Raw genomic sequence first — 15,652 nt, 5'->3', positions numbered from 1 at the left:
AACCGTTGACGACGACCTCGCGGAAAACCGCACCCCACAAGGCCTCGCTTCTCTTCGTTCAGTCACACTGACTGCACGAAAGGGCGCAATTCTAGGCGGCTTATCCGAACCGCGCAAGCGGTTTTTTGCAGTCGCTATCTACATAGGTCTCGGCAACGGCGGCGCCCATATATATCGGACGCTTGACGGCCATGCTCGCTTGCGGGTTCCATACGGGGGCCCCGCGGACACCGTCTATATATGCAGACATATATAGCAAGCGTGGCCAGGCCTCTCGCAAGCGTATCGGTCTATAAAACAGCCAATGAATCATCAGCCGAACTACCCACTCATCCTCGAGCAGATCTATCGCGACATCGAACCGTGGCGAACTCAAGGTCGCGTCGCCAACTACATACCCGAGCTCGCCAAGGTACCCGCCGAACGGTTCGGCATGGCCGTCGTCACCCTCGACGGCGAAGTCTTCACGGTCGGCGATGCACAAGAGCGCTTCTCCATTCAAAGCATCTCCAAGCTCTTTGCCTGCACGCTCGCGTTTCAGTTGCTCGGCGACGCGCTATGGCAGCGCGTCGGGCGGGAGCCGTCGGGTACGGCGTTCAACTCGCTCGTCCAGCTCGAAACGGAAAGAGGAATTCCGCGCAACCCATTCATCAATGCAGGAGCACTCGTCGTAACCGATGTGCTGTGCCGCCGCTTCGTCGGCGCCGAGACGGCGCTCGTGCAATTTGTTCGGCGGCTGTCCGGCGCAACGGACATCGACTACAACTCGCGCGTCGCGCAATCGGAGCTCCAGCACGCCGAGCGCAATCGCGCGATGGCGCATTTCATAGCAAGCTTCGGCAATCTGGAAATGCCGCCCGAGACGGTCGTCGACGCCTACTGCCGTCAATGCGCGATCGAGATGAATTGCGTCGAGCTCGCGCGCGCCGCCCTATTCCTCGCGAACGGCGGCGTATCGGCCGCCACGCAAGAGCGAATCCTCGATCCGAGTTCGGCTAAGCGCTTGTCGGCACTCATGTTGACCTGCGGGACCTATGACGCGGCCGGCGATTTCGTCTACCGCGTCGGACTTCCCGCCAAGAGTGGTGTTGGAGGCGGCGTCGTGGCGGTGCTGCCCGGAGAGATGGCGGTTTGCGTGTGGTCGCCTGGACTCGATGCGAACGGCAATTCGCTCGCGGGCACGCTATCCCTCGAATGGTTGACCACATTAACCAAGCGATCGATCTTTTGATCGCGGCCAGTCATAGCGAATCGTTAGCCGCGTATAGAAAGCGAGGTCGCAATCCGCCGATGCCATCTTTCCCGTCGGCCTGTCGCCGAAAGGAGGCGGCGCATGCGCAACCAGGGGTGGCGCGCTTGTAGCGCCCGGGAGTGCCCGCTAATTCAACAATCCCGCGGCCACCCCCAAGTCCTCGGCGGACTTCCCCAGTCGCTTATCCCTCGTCCAAATCGAAATCCCGGGTTGCAAGCGCGCGGACCTAACCCAGCAGATAGAAAAGCCCACCCGAGAGAGCCGCCGTGACTGGAAGCGTAACGACCCACGTGAGTACGATGCGCGCAATCATGGCGCCGCGCACGCCCTGGCCGCTCGCCGCCATCGTCCCAGCAATACCCGACGTGATGATATGGGTGGTGCTCACGGGCAACCCCGTAAAACCCGCAGTGCCGATCAGCAGCGAACCCACGAGCTCCGCGCATGCACCCTGCCCCGGAGTCATCTGCTGCCGCCCAAGGCGCTCGCCAAGCGTGCGCACAACCCGGCGATAGCCGACCATCGTTCCCGCGCCCAAGCAAATCGCGCTCAGTACGCGCACCCACCACGGCGCATACTCCACAGGCAGGCTGACCGATGAAGCCAACTGCGACGCCTCATGCCGCGGCCCATCCGGCACGTCGCGGCGCTCGCTCATATATTTCAGTTGAGCCACGACGTCGTACACATATCCCCGCAATCGCGAACGCGTCACACGCTCGCCGTCCCTTGCAGGTCGCCGCGCGCGCAGTTCGGCCACCTCCCAAGCCAATTGCGGCTGTGCATGTACGAGCGCTTGTGCGGCAGCTACGGCGCGGGTCTTCCGGTCGTTGCCGTAGGTTGCAATCAGCGGCTGCCCTTGCGCGGCATGCGACGGCAGCGCGGACAGTTGCTCGACTGCGCTCGGATTCAGCGCATAGGTTGCGGGCAGCAAGCCGATGATCGTCAGCATGATGAGGCCGATGCTCTTTTGTCCGTCGTTGGTGCCGTGGGCAAAGCTCACCGTTGTGCAGGTCGTCACGAGCAACGCGCGCAGCCACCAAACCGGACGCTCGCCCGGACCGGGCGGCACCAGCCAATGCCCTTTCCGAACGACTAGCCTCAACGCGAGGTAAAGGCCGCCGGCGATGAGAAATCCCAGCAGCGGCGAGACGGCGAGTCCCTTCAGCACGGTGGCGATCTGTTGCCAGTCGACGCTCCGTCCCACGTTGCGCGAATTGACGAGCGTGTCCGCACAGGCCACACCGATCAACGCGCCGATGATGCAATGCGAGCTGCTATTGGGCACTGCGAATGCCCATGTCAGCACATTCCAAAAGAGCGCCGAGGCAAAAATCGAAACGAGCATCGGCACCGCGGGCGCACCGTCGGGCGGTGTCAGGACGTCGGGGGGAAGTATCTCGACCAGCGCATAGGCAACCGAGATGCCGCCGACGAGCACCCCGACAAGATTCATGATGCCGGACCAAACCACGGCTTGCACCGGTTCGAGCGAGCGCGTGTAGATGACCGTCGCAACGGCATTCGACGAGTCGTGAAACCCGTTGCTTGCCTCGAATGCCAAGACCATGACGAGGCACACGACGAGCATTGCAACAATGACAGCGGAAGACGGGGCGAAGTGAGCAAGCATCTTGGCGATCCGCGGGGAGTATCCGGCGTAAAAAATGGCGACGCCGACCCTAATCGCTAAACGCGTACCTGCTCTCGTGAATCTTGCGTGACTGCCCGGCCCCGATTGTCGGCTATCTCATGCGAGAGCCTTTTGTTCCCTTGGCTACAGGGCGACAACGATCTCTCGCATACCGCAATGACCGGCGTCATCTATTTGCGACACTGGCGATTCCATACTGCGCGACAAGCGCATTCCATAGAGCAAAGATTTCCCGCATGCCTGGATCATGGTCGTTGGTCCAGACGGCAGTCTGAACCAGGACAAGTTTCGAGGCCGGGTCGACGATGATTCTTTGGCCGTCCATTCCCTGCAATGCAAACATGCGCCGCTCCCCCGGCAGCAACCAGACTTGATATCCATAACCGAAAACCGGATTAGCTTTGCCCGGAGTCAAGAAACCGTCTTGAGGCGCCACGCTCGTGGCTGCCAACACCCAATCGCGGGGCACGATCTGCTGACCATTCCACCGGCCGTCATAGGCGAGCATCAGCCCTACCCTCGCCCAGTCGCGCAACGTAGCGTTCATACAGCAAAAGGTGATGTTTTGCCCGGTTGCATCGCGTCCCCACGATGCATCGGACTCCATGCCCATCTTTTTCCAAATGCGTTCGCTCGCGTACTGCGCGACGCTCATATGCGTCGCCCGGCTCAAAACGAGCCCGAGCACTTCCGTTTCGATGCTCGCATAGCTGAAATGCGTCCCGGGCTTGCGTTCGCGCGTATGGAAACGCTTGACGGCGTGTATCGCACCCAAGCCGTGCGGATCGAAAAGATCGAGGCCCAGCTTATCTCTATCGTCGCCGGCGTTGCTGTCTTCAAAAAAATGAACGCCTGAAGACATATGTAGCAGATCCCGAATCGAGGTTTGCCCGTATGGGTTATCTGCGAGTTCCGGCACATAAACGTCCGCAAGATCGTCGATCGAGCGTATCGCGCCCTCGGATACGGCAATTCCGATGAGCATCCCGACGATTGTCTTAGCCATCGATTGCGACAAAAATTTGTCCGAATCCTTTCGACCGTAGCGATAGTGTTCGTACAGAATCGAATCGCCGCGGGCGATCAAAAGTCCGGTCACCGGATTGCGATCGAGATAGTCGTCGAGATTGCGATATTGCCCACCGTACGGGTAGTTCAGCGTAAGTTCCTGCTCCGATGTCTTGAGCATCGAGGGCGCGCCGGCCTTGGCGATCGCATCGGCAGGGCGGACGTCATCGTAATGGCTGTAATAGCCGACGAATTGCTTTTTCGTTCTTGCGTGGCCGGATAACGGTAAAGGATAGCCATCCGCGGCGCCGTACGCATCGGCCGAATATCCCGTATCCGAAAAGACGGGGCTGGGCCGTGCAACGGTACTTACTAAAGCCAAAACACCACCGGCAATCATTATTTTTGCGTAACGCGACACGTCGAAACTCCTCTTCGATCGAGAACTGAGGCTAACGGCAGGTTATGGCTCAACGCTCCGGGATCGATCTCGTTGACGCGTCTAGTGTGTGTCGATTCATGACGCAATATCGCGATGCAGCCGTGGCACATCCGTACGCATGATCCTCGGTAATGCCATTGTCGAGTTTTGGGAGCGGTCGGCAACATCGGCCGGGCGATCGACACCCAACCGCCGAGCAGCGCGAACGGCAGCGTATACTTCCTCGTTTTAATCGCCTCTCGCAAGGCACCAAGGATTAGACATGAGCGCGTTGCCTCCCTGCCCCCAATGCAATTCCGAGTTCACCTATGAAGATGGGAGCACCTATATCTGCCCGGAGTGCGCGCATGAATGGTCTGCTCAAGCGGATGCACCGACCGATGCGGCCGCCAAAGTCTACCGGGACTCCGCCGGAAACATCCTACAAGACGGAGACACCGTCACCGTCATCAAAGATCTGAAGCTAAAGGGTTCGGGCGGTGTGGTCAAAATGGGTACCAAGGTGAAGAACATTCGACTCGTGGATAGCGACCACGACATCGATTGCAAGATCGACGGCTTCGGCGCGATGAGCCTGAAATCGGAATTCGTTAAAAAAGCGTGATTGAAGGAGAACGTGCGCGAACGCCGAAGGCCGGCTGACGCGACACGCTCAAGCCCACTACGACAACGACCGCCACACGTGAACGCCACCACCCACGCACAAGAACAAGTCTCGGCAGCTTTCCCTGTCGAGCAGCAACTGAACGCTTATAACGCGCGCGACATCGACGGCTTTATGCAGTGGTGGTCGGACGATTGCGAGTACTACGAATTCCCCTCCCGCCTGCTCGCACGCGGCGCGGCGGAAATTCGCGAGCGTCACGTCAAACGCTTCGAGGAATCGAACCTGTTCGGTCGACTCATCCATCGCGCCGTAGTAGGAAATCTTGTCGTCGATCAGGAATGCGTAACGCGCACCTTCCCTAAAGGGCCGGGGGAGATCGACGTTCTAGCGATTTACGAAGTTTCCGGCGGAAAGATCGCAAAGGCTTGGTTCAAAATGGGAACGCCCCGACTGCATGGGGAATAAGACCCACCGCCTGCCCGTACGCCCGTTCCCCGGGGCACGCTCTCGCAACTTCAACGTCTCGTTCGCAAGAATCTCGTCCATCGACGGCGACATAAGTAAGAAATTAAAACAATAGAAAAACCGACAACAGACTGTAAGCGTCCCTCTACAATCGCGCCTACCAGTCATCGCCATTTAGCGAACGTCAGCGAATCGTCCTAAGCTTTCAATATCAAGGGCGGCTTCTCCGCCGGCGGCGACGCATTCGCATGCGTCGGCTGAAAACGATGAAAATCCATCCGTTGCCGCGACTCGCATCGACTCCCCTCGTGCGCCCGCCCACCCGGCTGCGCATGTGGCTTTCTCATTGCGCCGCCGCTTTTCTCGTTCTCCTCGCCTGCGCGGCGATCGCGCACGCCGCCGCGCCGACCCGACAAGACGTTGTCGTCATCCCCGTCGTGGGCGCAATTAGCCCCGCCAGTGCCGATTTCATCACGCGCTCGCTCACCCGCGCGGCGAATACCGGAGCGCAATTGGCCGTCATCGAGTTGGATACGCCCGGCGGGCTCGACGTTTCGATGCGGCAAATCATCAAAGCCATTCTGGCCTCGCCCATCCCTGTCGCCGCGTTCATCGCACCAGGGGGTGCGCGCGCGGCAAGCGCCGGCACGTACATCGTCTACGCCAGTCATATCGCGGCGATGGCGCCGGGCACGAACCTCGGCGCAGCTACACCCATTCAACTCGGCGCGCCAGGTCTCGCCGCCCCGGAACCTAAACGTCCGAGCGAGGCGGGGAAAGGCGCCGCATCCGCTCCGGCAACCGAGACGCAATCCACCGAGACACGCAAACAGATCGACGATGCGGCCGCCTACATTCGCGGACTGGCGCAATTGCGCGGGCGTAATGCCGCATGGGCCGAGCAGGCCGTACGCGAGGCCGTCAGCCTATCCGCGAGCGAGGCACTCGCACAACATGTCGTCGATCTAACGGCGCGCGATCTGCCCGATCTGCTCACGAAACTCGACGGCCGAATCGTCGAAACGGCAACCGGGCCGCATAAGCTCGCGACGTCTCACGCACAAGTCGTTACGTTCGAACCCGATTGGCGCAGCCATTTCCTAGCAGTCGTAACGGACCCGAACGTCGCGCTGATCCTGCTTACGATCGGCATGTACGGGCTCTTTTTCGAATTCGCCAATCCGGGCTTCGTGCTACCCGGCGTAGCGGGCGCAATTTGTCTCTTGGTCGGTCTTTTTGCACTGCAATTGCTGCCGATCAGCTATACCGGACTGGCGCTCATATTTCTCGGCATCGCTTTCCTGATCGCGGAAGCTTTTCTACCCACGTTCGGCACGCTCGGTTTCGGAGGTATCGTCGCCTTCGCTGCCGGCGCGTTGATGCTGATCGATACGGATCAGCCCGGCTACGGCGTTCCCCTGCCGACGGTCGCCGCCATCTCGGCCGCAGGCGCCGTTTTCGTCTTCTTCGTCTCGAGCTTTGCCTATCGCGCACGGCGACGGCCGGTCGTCACGGGCGGCGAGGCACTCGTCGGCAGCGTCGGCGAAGTCATCGATGCCGCCCTGGCCCCGGCCGACGAGGAATCGACGGGGGCGAGCGTCGGCTGGGCGCGCGTCCACGGCGAGCGCTGGCGCGTCAGGGCAGCCGCACCGCTCGCGGCCGGCGCCCACATACGCGTCACGGGCCGGCACGGACTCGTGCTCGACGTCGTATCGACCGAAGAACCACAACAACGCGGAGTGTCGCCATGATCGGTTTCACATTCAGCTTCGGCACGATCCTATTTCTGATCGTGATCGTCATCGTTGCCTCCTCGATCCGCATCTTTCGCGAATACGAACGCGGCGTGGTGTTCTTACTCGGCCGCTTTTGGAAGGTCAAAGGTCCAGGCCTCGTTTTGATCATGCCGATCGTGCAACAAGCGGTACGCATCGATCTACGGACGATCGTCTTCGACGTGCCCCCGCAAGACGTCATCACCCGCGACAACGTCTCCGTTAAAGTCAATGCCGTCGTCTACTTTCGCGTCGTCGATCCGGAAAAGGCCGTCATTCAGGTCGCCCGCTTTATGGAAGCGACGAGCCAGCTTTCTCAAACCACGTTGCGCGCGGTACTGGGCAAACACGAGCTGGACGCATTGCTGGCCGAGCGCGAGCAACTGAACGCCGATATTCAAAAAACGCTCGACACGCAGACGGATGCATGGGGCATCAAGGTATCGAACGTCGAGATCAAGCATGTCGACATCAACGAGTCGATGATTCGCGCCATCGCCCGGCAAGCCGAAGCCGAACGCGAGCGTCGCGCCAAAATCATTCATGCCGACGGCGAACTTCAAGCCTCGCAGAAACTATTACAGGCAGCGCAAACCCTGGCCCATGAGCCGCAGGCGATGCAATTGCGCTATTTACAGACACTGACGACGATAGCCGCCGACAAAAATTCCACGATCGTCTTCCCTCTGCCCATCGACTTGCTCAATACGCTTCTCGATCGACGGTGATCCGCCTTAAGGCCACGCGCATCCGCGGTAGACAGGACGCGACGCGCTGGCGTCGACGCATCCTCGCTATTAAACTGTGCGGCTGGTCTGCGGATTGGCCGCTTTCCTGTATAGGAGAGCGGCCGCCGGCGCAATCGATAGGAGACGCAACTCAATGGAACAAGTCAAAGCCCTTCCGTTCTTGGAATCGGCAAAGCGTTATTTCGGCTTCGAGGAGGCCGGCACCAATTTCCGTACGGAAATACTGGCCGGCATAACGACGTTCCTTACGATGGCTTACATCATCTTCGTCAACCCCGCGATTCTGGGCGACGCGGGGATGCCGAAAGCCGCCGTCTTCGTCGCAACATGCCTCGTGGCGGCCATCGCCACGCTAATCATGGGCCTGTATGCGAACTACCCCATCGCCTGCGCACCCGGCATGGGGCTAAACGCGTACTTCGCCTACGCCGTGGTCAAGGGCATGGGCTTTTCGTGGGAAGCGGCGCTCGGCGCCGTCTTTATTTCAGGCTGCTTGTTCCTAATCGTCACGCTGATCGGCGTACGCGAGATGATCGTGAACGGTATACCGCGATCAATCCGCGCCGCCATCACGGGCGGGATCGGCTTATTTCTCGCCATCATCTCGTTGAAGACGGCCGGTGTCATCACCGGCAACCCCGCTACCCTCGTTACGCTGGGCGACTTGCATAAACCCGAGGTGATCCTCGCGACGATCGGGTTCTTCACCATCGTCACCCTCGACTGTTTGCGGGTACGCGGCGCGATTCTGATCGGCATCCTCACGGTGACGGTCTTGTCGTTCTTCTTCGGCGGCAACGAATTTCACGGCGTCGTCTCGGCGCCGCCGTCCATTGTCCCCACGCTGTTTCACCTCGATATCCGCGGCGCGCTTTCCACCGGAATCTTGAACGTGATTCTGGTGTTTTTCCTCGTCGAGTTGTTCGATGCAACGGGCACGTTGATGGGGGTGGCCAACCGCGCGGGGCTGCTCGTCGAAGGGAAGATGGATCGGTTGAACAAGGCGCTGCTCGCCGATAGCACGGCAATCGTCGCGGGTTCGCTGCTCGGCACGTCGTCCACGACGGCGTATATCGAAAGCGCTTCGGGCGTTCAAGCCGGCGGCCGCACGGGCATGACGGCAATTACCGTCGCCGTCCTGTTCCTGGCTTGCCTGTTCGTCGCGCCGCTCGCCGGCGTCGTACCCGGCTATGCCACGGCGCCTGCACTGCTCTACGTTTCATGCCTGATGCTGAGGGAATTGGCCGATCTGCCCTGGGACGACGCCACCGAAGTGGTGCCGGCCGTGCTGACTGCGCTGATGATGCCGTTCACGTACTCGATCGCCAACGGCGTGGCATTCGGCTTCATTACCTATGCCGGTCTCAAGCTCTTTACGGGGCGGGCGCGCCAGGTCAAGGCGATCGTCTGGATCATCGCCGCGATTTTCCTGTTCCGCTTCTTTTATCTGGGCGGGGGCTAATACAGCGCGCCGTCGGCGCAAGGCAGACATAGCGAAGCCGCCGCCATTTTGGGGCGGCTTCGTTGTTTCCGCGATAGCGATAGCGCGAGCCGACGAAACAGCGTTTCCAAGCGTGCTTAGGCGCCTGCATTCGCCTCGTAGAACCTCACGTAGCCGCTGCGCAGGGTCACGCATTGGCCGCTCGTCTCGGCCAGTAGCCTGCGCGTCGCCGCCTCGATGCGGGTGCGATGCGCGTCGAAAGCACCGACCATGTCCTCTAGTCGCGGCGAAGCGGCGCCGAAATGGTCTTCGAGCGCTTCGGCCGTAATGCTGCACCAAACGCGCTGGCCGTTGACAAGCGCCGGAAACGCTACTTTCAACTCGCGCCCCGAGTACTCGGGCGCTTCATTGGGAAAACTGATCTGCATGGGGTTCGCCTTTGCCGTGACGAAGACACGCCGATAACCGCGCCGAGTGGGGAGTGCTTCCTTCTTGCTGGAAGCGCGGGCTCAACGGCGAGAGCACAACGGCCCTCGCCGATTGCATTTACTTTAGAACGTTTGCGGCGGCGAGCAAGTTTTCCTTGAGATTCCGGGTTTTATCGTCTGTAGATACGAGGAAATAGGTTTCAATTGCGGGTGGAAATAGTAAGGAGTCCGAATCCTTTCCCGAGTGCTCGCCGGTTATCGTGTCCTCGAGCATGACGCCCGACACGAATAGGCGCATCGGACGGGAACGCACGTCGCGGCGCGGACCGATACACTGTCGGCATGTTCAGTGCTTCCGCTACGCTCCGCGAACGCTGCGCCGTCACCGCCGAATTGAGCCTCCCTGCTCCATCCTTTGCCTATCATGACTTCATCGCCAGCGCCCCGCATCGTTCGCATCGAACCTCACGGGTACTCGTTCGAGTCGTCCCCGTCCGTCTCGCTCCTCGAAGCAGCCACGGCCGCCCAGGTCAGACTTCCGCGCTCGTGCCGGAACGGCTCCTGCCGCACCTGTATGTGCCGCTTAATCAGCGGCACAGTGTCGTATCGCATCGAATGGCCCGGATTGACGAAAGAAGAAAAAAACGAGGGTTGGGTTTTACCGTGTGTCGCGCTCGCCGAGACGGATCTCGTGCTACTGGTACCAGAGGCCGAAATCGATCGTCCGCAACAGAAGTAAGCGGCATCGAGGAAAAGCTCGAACAGCCGCGCAAACTTAATCGGGCCACTTTCCAAAGAGGATCGCGTCATCGGAAAACGCACCTGCGGATGCGTGCGATTGGGCGGCGGCTAAAACGTCTCGAATGATCGGATCGTTAGGAAATCGATATGCCGCAATCAGTATGTTCGTGTCGACCCCGTTGACGAGCTTTCCATAATATTGGCCGGCATTCGGGCAATCGCTAGCGTTCGCCGCCGACACCACTCCGTAGAAACCCGCCCGCTTGGCAAAGCAAGCGTAATATTGCACCGCCAATTCGATCGATTGCCCTCGACGGCCACGGTAATCGTACACGTCGAAGCCGGCGAACCGCAGTAGCTCCGCGCCATCTAGCAGCCGTTCGAGCGTAAACATCGGATACCCAATACCTTGAAGCGGCGTCGCGTTCCGAAACCGGTCGGCGATCTCACCTGGCGCGGCGCGCGGTGTTTGATACGCATCGTGATGAAGCAAGCTGGACTCGCTATCGGCCTCTCGGTTTTCGACACAGGCCGGATCGGGGCCGTCCGATTGGCCGTACACCAATCGATCGAACAGTTGCGTCCATGGCGCCAGCACCGGCAACGAAGGATCGCCGCCGAAAACCACGGCCTCGACCTTGCGCGAATCGTTCAGCAGACGTGCCGTGGCTAACATTCCAACATTCGCGTTTGCCGCAAGATTGGTGTAGCGCGAACACGCCGAGTATGGATAGCCCACTCCCGCGAATAGCACGTTTTCCGATTGGCGAATCAATTCGAAGAGGGCTTCGTTGGCCGCGTTTAGCCGCCGTATCTCATCGCTATCGAACATACCGAGCGATTCGAGCAGATCTTGGGCTTGCACCGAATAGATCACCCCTCGTCCCAGCGTCAGCCCGAGTCCCGATTGGGGGCGCGCGCGACCGTCGCGGACGAATGACCCGAGGCTCTGGAAACGCCCGCTTGGGTCGCGAAATCCCCGGTCCGCCCACGCGAGGAGAATGCGTTTGGCCAGCGCTGCGGGCTCCGCGGCACCCGGCGCGCCTGGGGGCGGGACGGCGCCGGCGTTGACGAGCGCGGCGTAGAGCGCAAGACGAGACGCGACGACCGCGGCTCCCGCCGGAGCCTTGATGCCAGATGGAACGTTCAGCGCGGCCCGAGTCTGTGCATCGTGTCCATCTTGCGGCTCATACGAGAATGAATACTGATAAACGCTCGGATCGCCGCCCGAATAGGTAACGTCCCAATCGATTCCGGATTTCAGATCTTGGGCAATCTTTGCCGCAAGCAAATCAAAGCGGTGCCTCGAGTAGCTATTCGGACGATCGATCCGCGACGCGATGTCTTTGACTTCCTTTGGCGTCATGAACACGCCAGGATGCATGGCGAGGCTACTGTAAGCGCCTGTAGGGCGTGGCAGCGGCGCATAGGGAACCGCGGGAGCCGCCAAAACGGGGAGCTTTGTTCCCGAACCGGCTATTGCGTCATTGGGAACACCGTCCACGATCCGCAATCCATGCACGGCGAGAATGCTATTCGGCCCGTAACCATAGGGCAACACTAGAACGAACCGATGCTTTCCCGCCACAGAAGTACGGCACGCTTGCGCCACGCCGGGCTCACTGAACAAATCCGCCGTTTCCGTCAGCACGGGGGCCATGCCCGCGACGCTGTCCGCCCCGGCATTGGCAAACAATTGAATTTTGATCGACTGCATCAACCCGCGCTGACAAGCCCAACCCGAGAGAAGGTAGTGATCCCCATCTCGGCTGATGCCATCGATATGGCCGACGATATGCCCCGGTTGCTGAGACGGCGGGAGACTGCATGAAGTTAGCAGGAAGATCGCGCTGGCGAACACACGCCTAATCCGTCGCGTCAAACGGCGCAATGCTGTCGACATATGCGTTCACCTTGCCCTGGCGGCGATTTCGCTCGCGATGTTTTCGTCTGGACACGTCTATCGAAAGCGACTCACGATAACCTAATCGCTTCGACAAAGAAATACACTCATCAATTGGCGGCTACGTCGACAGAAACATTCTTTCCGCGCCTTCATTGGCGTTAGAATGCACGCGCTCCATGCTGGTGCATCGGCAATAGAATCGGTGCCCCCATGCGGCGTATCGTCCACCACTAGAAGTGTCTGCATCATGCTTACCGAACATGACCTCCGTCGGCTCGACGCGCTCTATCAATCGCTCGAGCAGGCTACGGAACGCTTCCTCGGCTATCCCGTGTCGAAAGACTTCGATATGGGGCCGCTCGAGCGCTTTCTGCGCTTTCCGCTGAACAATCTAGGCGATCCGTTCGTCGATTCCACCTTCGAGGTCGGCACGCGCGAACTCGAACGCGAAGTCGTCGGCTTAGTCGCCGACCTTCTACGCGCACCGGCCGGCGAGGTTTGGGGCTACGTCACCAACGGCGGCACCGAAGGCAACCTCTACGGCTTATACCTTGCCCGCGAGTTGCTGCCACGCGGTATCGTCTATTTCTCCGAGGACACGCATTACTCGGTCGCCAAGAACATTCATTTCCTCGGTCTGCGCTCGATTACGATTCGCAGCCAACCGAACGGCGAAATGGATTACGAGGATTTAGCCGAAACGCTGCGTATCAATCGCGACAAACCGGCAATCATCTTCGCCAATATCGGCACGACGATGACCGAGGCCCGCGACGATATCGACGTGATCAAGGGCTTGCTTGGGCGCTTTGCGATTCGCGACTACTACATTCACTCCGACGCAGCGCTCTGCGGCGGCTTCGCGCCGTTTCTGGAGCCGCGCCCGGCATTCGATTTCGCGGATGGCGCCGACTCGATTTCGATCAGCGGCCATAAGTTCTTCGGCTCGCCGATGCCTTGCGGCGTCGTGATCGCGCGTAAACGCCACGTCGAGCGCATTGCGCGTTCGATCGGTTACATCGGCTCGCTCGACACTACGATCACCGGGTCGCGCAACGGCTTCACGCCCCTCGTGCTGTGGTATCGGCTCAAGGAGCTCGGCATCGACGGATTGCGCCGGCGCGCCGCCGCGGCGCTCGAGCTCGCCGCCTACGCCGAGACACGTATGAAGGACGCCGGTATCCCGGCCTGGCGCAATCCGCAAGCGCTCACGGTCGTATTTCCGAAGGTCGGCGACGCCCTCAAGGCGCGCTGGCAACTCGCCACGCAAGGCGAACAATCTCATTTGATCGTGATGCCCAACGTCACGCGCGCACAAGTCGATGCGCTCGTGGACGATATGATTGCCGAGCGCGACGGTCGCAACGGCGGCAAAGCCACGAATATCTCGACAACCCAGGAGCCCGGGCAAGCATGAACTCCCTCACCGTGATCACCACCGACCGCACCGGTCTGATCGCCGAACTTTCCGGCCTGCTCGCAACGAACGGCGTCAACGTCGCAGCGATGGACGGCCGCGCGGTAGGCACGAACGCGATTTTGCACATCGACGTCGACAATCTCTCCACCGCGATGGCGGTACTCACACGCGCCGGCTGCCAAGTCATGTCGGACGAGGTGCTGACGCTACAAGTGGAAAACGTGCCGGGCGCGCTCGCGCGCGTGGCGAGCGAGCTAGCCGAGGCAAGTCTCGACATCCGGATGATGCGCACGGTCAGCCGTCAGGCCGAGAGCTGCATCGTAACCATCGCGACGAGCGACAACGAGCAAGCTAAACGCTTGCTCGCCGATCGACTCGTTTGAATCGTTGCGCCCGATGCGGGCGCAAGCTAGCGGATGCGTTCGTCGGTCGCTAGCTTCGCGCGCATCGGATCGATACCGAGCGCGTGCACGATTCACATTGCCACGACGTCCAGCAGCCTCGTTGCGATCGTAAAAAATATCTTGCGTACCGTTTCCATGGTGAAAGTCCACGTCGAGCACAGCCACACGGCGAGCGCCTTGATCGATGCATCGCTGCGCGGCGATGGCCGCATTGTTCAAATAGCAATAACCGCCCATGTACTCGCGGCCGGCATGGTGTCCCGGGGGACGGCATAGCGCGAATGCGGCCCGCATGCTGCCGGACAGCCGGTCGGCGCCCGTCAGCGCACAATTCGCACTTGCGCACGCGGCGTCCCATGTACCGGCGTTGATGGGCGAGCCCGCATCCATCGAAAAGAAGCCGAGCTTGCCGTCGATGAATTGAGGCAATTCCGTGCTCGCTAGGCCCCGCACGGGCCACACCAGCGGCAATGCTTGGCAACTGCGCCCGGTCGCGCTCCATTCGTTCCACGCCCCCGCCAGGAATTCGACATAGCGCTGGCTATGTGCGCCGGCGTAAATCGATTGGTCATAGGAATGCGGACCGACGACGTCGCCTAATTTGGCGGCCATCACTTGTGCAAGCACCGTCTCGGCTCGGGCTGGCTTCTCGAACGATTCCGAAACCGCACCGTCCTCGAGCTCGACGCCATAATGAAAACGATGGTCGCTGCTATAGATAGTGAGCATGGGTTGACGGTCCCGTTGAACATAGGCAACAGTCTACGGAGCACGGGCCGCCAAGATTTTGCTTTCGATTTCTGTGCAGCCTAGACTACCGGGCAGTTCGCCTACAAAACGACGAAAATGAGCACAAAGCGTCCCAAAGTCGAAATGGATACCGTCGATCGGTCAATGCTGCGCATGCTTCAAGACGACGGATCGCTATCGAACGCGGCGCTCCGCGAAAAGCTTTCGCTGAGCGTCACGCCCTGTTGGCGACGCCGCGAACACTTGGAAGACGAAAGCGTGATCACCGGCTATCACGCGAATATCGACCGGCGCGCCATCGGGCTCGACTTGCGACGGCAAGCCGGCGTCGCTTGGATTCAGTCGAGCTTGACCCTGCGCGAAGTGAAAGCCGCATCGCAGCTGCCGATCCCCGACGAAAACTAAACGGCCGGCAGCGCTAGCCGCCTATCGCGCCGTACCCCCCGATCAACCGAACCGGACCTCATCCCATGGATTTCGACGTCATCGTTCTTGGTGCCGGCATCGTCGGCGTGTCTTGCGCCATCCACCTGCAAGACCGTTCGCGGCGAGTCGCGCTTCTAGACCGCGGCGCTCCCGGGGATGGGACGAGTTTCGGCAACGCCGGGCT

15 protein-coding genes and 1 pseudogene are annotated in these 15,652 nt (G+C 60.4%); 11 read left to right on the top strand and 5 right to left on the bottom strand.

The window, feature by feature from the left end:
• The first annotated feature begins 304 nt into the window (after positions 1–304).
• Positions 305–1,231, top strand: a complete 927-nt coding sequence (locus AB1286_RS32620) for a glutaminase (protein ID WP_430366303.1) — start codon at positions 305–307, stop codon at positions 1,229–1,231.
• 247 nt (positions 1,232–1,478) lie between these two features.
• On the opposite strand, the gene AB1286_RS32615 is transcribed toward AB1286_RS32620, so the two are convergent.
• Both AB1286_RS32615 and AB1286_RS32610 read right to left on the bottom strand, forming a co-directional pair.
• Complete coding sequence (locus AB1286_RS32615) at positions 1,479–2,885, bottom strand: inorganic phosphate transporter (protein ID WP_430366304.1); 1,407 nt, start codon at positions 2,883–2,885, stop codon at positions 1,479–1,481.
• Positions 2,886–3,072: 187 nt separating this feature from the next.
• The gene (locus tag AB1286_RS32610; RefSeq protein WP_430366305.1) at positions 3,073–4,335 is read right to left on the bottom strand and encodes a serine hydrolase domain-containing protein; all 1,263 of its coding nucleotides are present in this window, start codon (positions 4,333–4,335) and stop codon (positions 3,073–3,075) included.
• A 283-nt stretch (positions 4,336–4,618) separates the two neighbouring features.
• Between AB1286_RS32610 and AB1286_RS32605 the strand changes: the two genes are divergently transcribed.
• From AB1286_RS32605 to AB1286_RS32585, 5 genes are all read left to right on the top strand, one after another.
• Positions 4,619–4,960 (top strand): zinc ribbon domain-containing protein YjdM, encoded by a 342-nt coding sequence (locus AB1286_RS32605; protein ID WP_430366306.1) that lies wholly within the window; start codon positions 4,619–4,621, stop codon positions 4,958–4,960.
• Positions 4,961–5,038: 78 nt separating this feature from the next.
• Positions 5,039–5,428, top strand: a complete 390-nt coding sequence (locus AB1286_RS32600) for a nuclear transport factor 2 family protein (protein WP_430366307.1) — start codon at positions 5,039–5,041, stop codon at positions 5,426–5,428.
• 281 nt (positions 5,429–5,709) lie between these two features.
• Complete coding sequence (locus tag AB1286_RS32595; RefSeq protein ID WP_430367334.1) at positions 5,710–7,179, top strand: NfeD family protein; 1,470 nt, start codon at positions 5,710–5,712, stop codon at positions 7,177–7,179.
• Entirely contained in the window at positions 7,176–7,931 is a 756-nt protein-coding gene (locus tag AB1286_RS32590; protein WP_430366308.1) for a slipin family protein, read from the top strand. Before AB1286_RS32595 ends, AB1286_RS32590 begins: the two co-directional genes overlap by 4 nt.
• A gap of 181 nt (positions 7,932–8,112) precedes the next feature.
• Entirely contained in the window at positions 8,113–9,414 is a 1,302-nt protein-coding gene (locus tag AB1286_RS32585) for an NCS2 family permease (protein WP_430367335.1), read from the top strand.
• A 116-nt stretch (positions 9,415–9,530) separates the two neighbouring features.
• Here AB1286_RS32585 and AB1286_RS32580 read toward each other — a convergent pair whose 3' ends face one another.
• Positions 9,531–9,821 carry a DUF1488 domain-containing protein gene (locus AB1286_RS32580; RefSeq protein ID WP_430366309.1) on the bottom strand — a complete coding sequence of 97 codons (291 nt, stop codon included), beginning with the start codon at positions 9,819–9,821 and terminating at the stop codon, positions 9,531–9,533.
• Between the two features lie 424 nt (positions 9,822–10,245).
• Between AB1286_RS32580 and AB1286_RS32575 the strand changes: the two genes are divergently transcribed.
• On the top strand, positions 10,246–10,560 hold the full coding sequence (locus AB1286_RS32575; protein ID WP_430366310.1) for a 2Fe-2S iron-sulfur cluster-binding protein: 315 nt from the start codon (positions 10,246–10,248) through the stop codon (positions 10,558–10,560).
• A 36-nt stretch (positions 10,561–10,596) separates the two neighbouring features.
• Here the strand turns inward: AB1286_RS32575 and AB1286_RS32570 are convergent, their stop codons facing one another.
• Complete coding sequence (locus AB1286_RS32570) at positions 10,597–12,465, bottom strand: hypothetical protein (RefSeq protein ID WP_430366311.1); 1,869 nt, start codon at positions 12,463–12,465, stop codon at positions 10,597–10,599.
• Between the two features lie 250 nt (positions 12,466–12,715).
• Here AB1286_RS32570 and AB1286_RS32565 point away from each other — a divergent pair, with 250 nt between their 5' ends.
• Together AB1286_RS32565 and AB1286_RS32560 are read left to right on the top strand one after the other, a co-directional pair.
• Positions 12,716–13,885 carry a histidine decarboxylase gene (locus AB1286_RS32565; RefSeq protein ID WP_430366312.1) on the top strand — a complete coding sequence of 390 codons (1,170 nt, stop codon included), beginning with the start codon at positions 12,716–12,718 and terminating at the stop codon, positions 13,883–13,885.
• Positions 13,882–14,271: a hypothetical protein gene (locus AB1286_RS32560; protein ID WP_430366313.1), complete on the top strand. Its 390-nt coding sequence runs from the start codon at positions 13,882–13,884 to the stop codon at positions 14,269–14,271. Before AB1286_RS32565 ends, AB1286_RS32560 begins: the two co-directional genes overlap by 4 nt.
• 123 nt (positions 14,272–14,394) lie before the next feature.
• Here AB1286_RS32560 and AB1286_RS32555 read toward each other — a convergent pair.
• Positions 14,395–15,021: pseudogene (locus AB1286_RS32555) on the bottom strand (histone deacetylase family protein); the annotation flags it as partial.
• Positions 15,022–15,138: 117 nt separating this feature from the next.
• Here AB1286_RS32555 and AB1286_RS32550 point away from each other — a divergent pair.
• Positions 15,139–15,447 carry an Lrp/AsnC family transcriptional regulator gene (locus AB1286_RS32550; protein ID WP_430366314.1) on the top strand — a complete coding sequence of 103 codons (309 nt, stop codon included), beginning with the start codon at positions 15,139–15,141 and terminating at the stop codon, positions 15,445–15,447.
• Positions 15,448–15,512: 65 nt separating this feature from the next.
• On the top strand, positions 15,513–15,652 hold a 140-nt coding region (locus AB1286_RS32545; RefSeq protein WP_430367398.1), incomplete at its 3' end, for an FAD-dependent oxidoreductase.

The sequence above is a fragment of the Trinickia sp. NRRL B-1857 genome, from assembly GCF_050470685.1.
Classification (GTDB): Bacteria; Pseudomonadota; Gammaproteobacteria; order Burkholderiales; family Burkholderiaceae; genus Trinickia.
The sequence above is the reverse complement of the archived record's forward strand: the minus strand, read 5'-3'. Positions and strand labels throughout refer to the sequence as shown.

What these genes read in the sequence shown, in the direction of transcription:
- AB1286_RS32570 (WP_430366311.1), bottom strand. Translation starts at nt 12,465, where the DNA reads ATGTCGACAGCATTGCGCCGTTTGACGCGACGGATTAGGCGTGTGTTC.
- AB1286_RS32590 (WP_430366308.1), top strand. Translation starts at nt 7,176, where the DNA reads ATGATCGGTTTCACATTCAGCTTCGGCACGATCCTATTTCTGATCGTG.
- AB1286_RS32580 (WP_430366309.1), bottom strand. Translation starts at nt 9,821, where the DNA reads ATGCAGATCAGTTTTCCCAATGAAGCGCCCGAGTACTCGGGGCGCGAG.
- AB1286_RS32620 (WP_430366303.1), top strand. Translation starts at nt 305, where the DNA reads ATGAATCATCAGCCGAACTACCCACTCATCCTCGAGCAGATCTATCGC.
- AB1286_RS32605 (WP_430366306.1), top strand. Translation starts at nt 4,619, where the DNA reads ATGAGCGCGTTGCCTCCCTGCCCCCAATGCAATTCCGAGTTCACCTAT.
- AB1286_RS32615 (WP_430366304.1), bottom strand. Translation starts at nt 2,885, where the DNA reads ATGCTTGCTCACTTCGCCCCGTCTTCCGCTGTCATTGTTGCAATGCTC.
- AB1286_RS32565 (WP_430366312.1), top strand. Translation starts at nt 12,716, where the DNA reads ATGCTTACCGAACATGACCTCCGTCGGCTCGACGCGCTCTATCAATCG.
- AB1286_RS32560 (WP_430366313.1), top strand. Translation starts at nt 13,882, where the DNA reads ATGAACTCCCTCACCGTGATCACCACCGACCGCACCGGTCTGATCGCC.
- AB1286_RS32575 (WP_430366310.1), top strand. Translation starts at nt 10,246, where the DNA reads ATGACTTCATCGCCAGCGCCCCGCATCGTTCGCATCGAACCTCACGGG.
- AB1286_RS32550 (WP_430366314.1), top strand. Translation starts at nt 15,139, where the DNA reads ATGAGCACAAAGCGTCCCAAAGTCGAAATGGATACCGTCGATCGGTCA.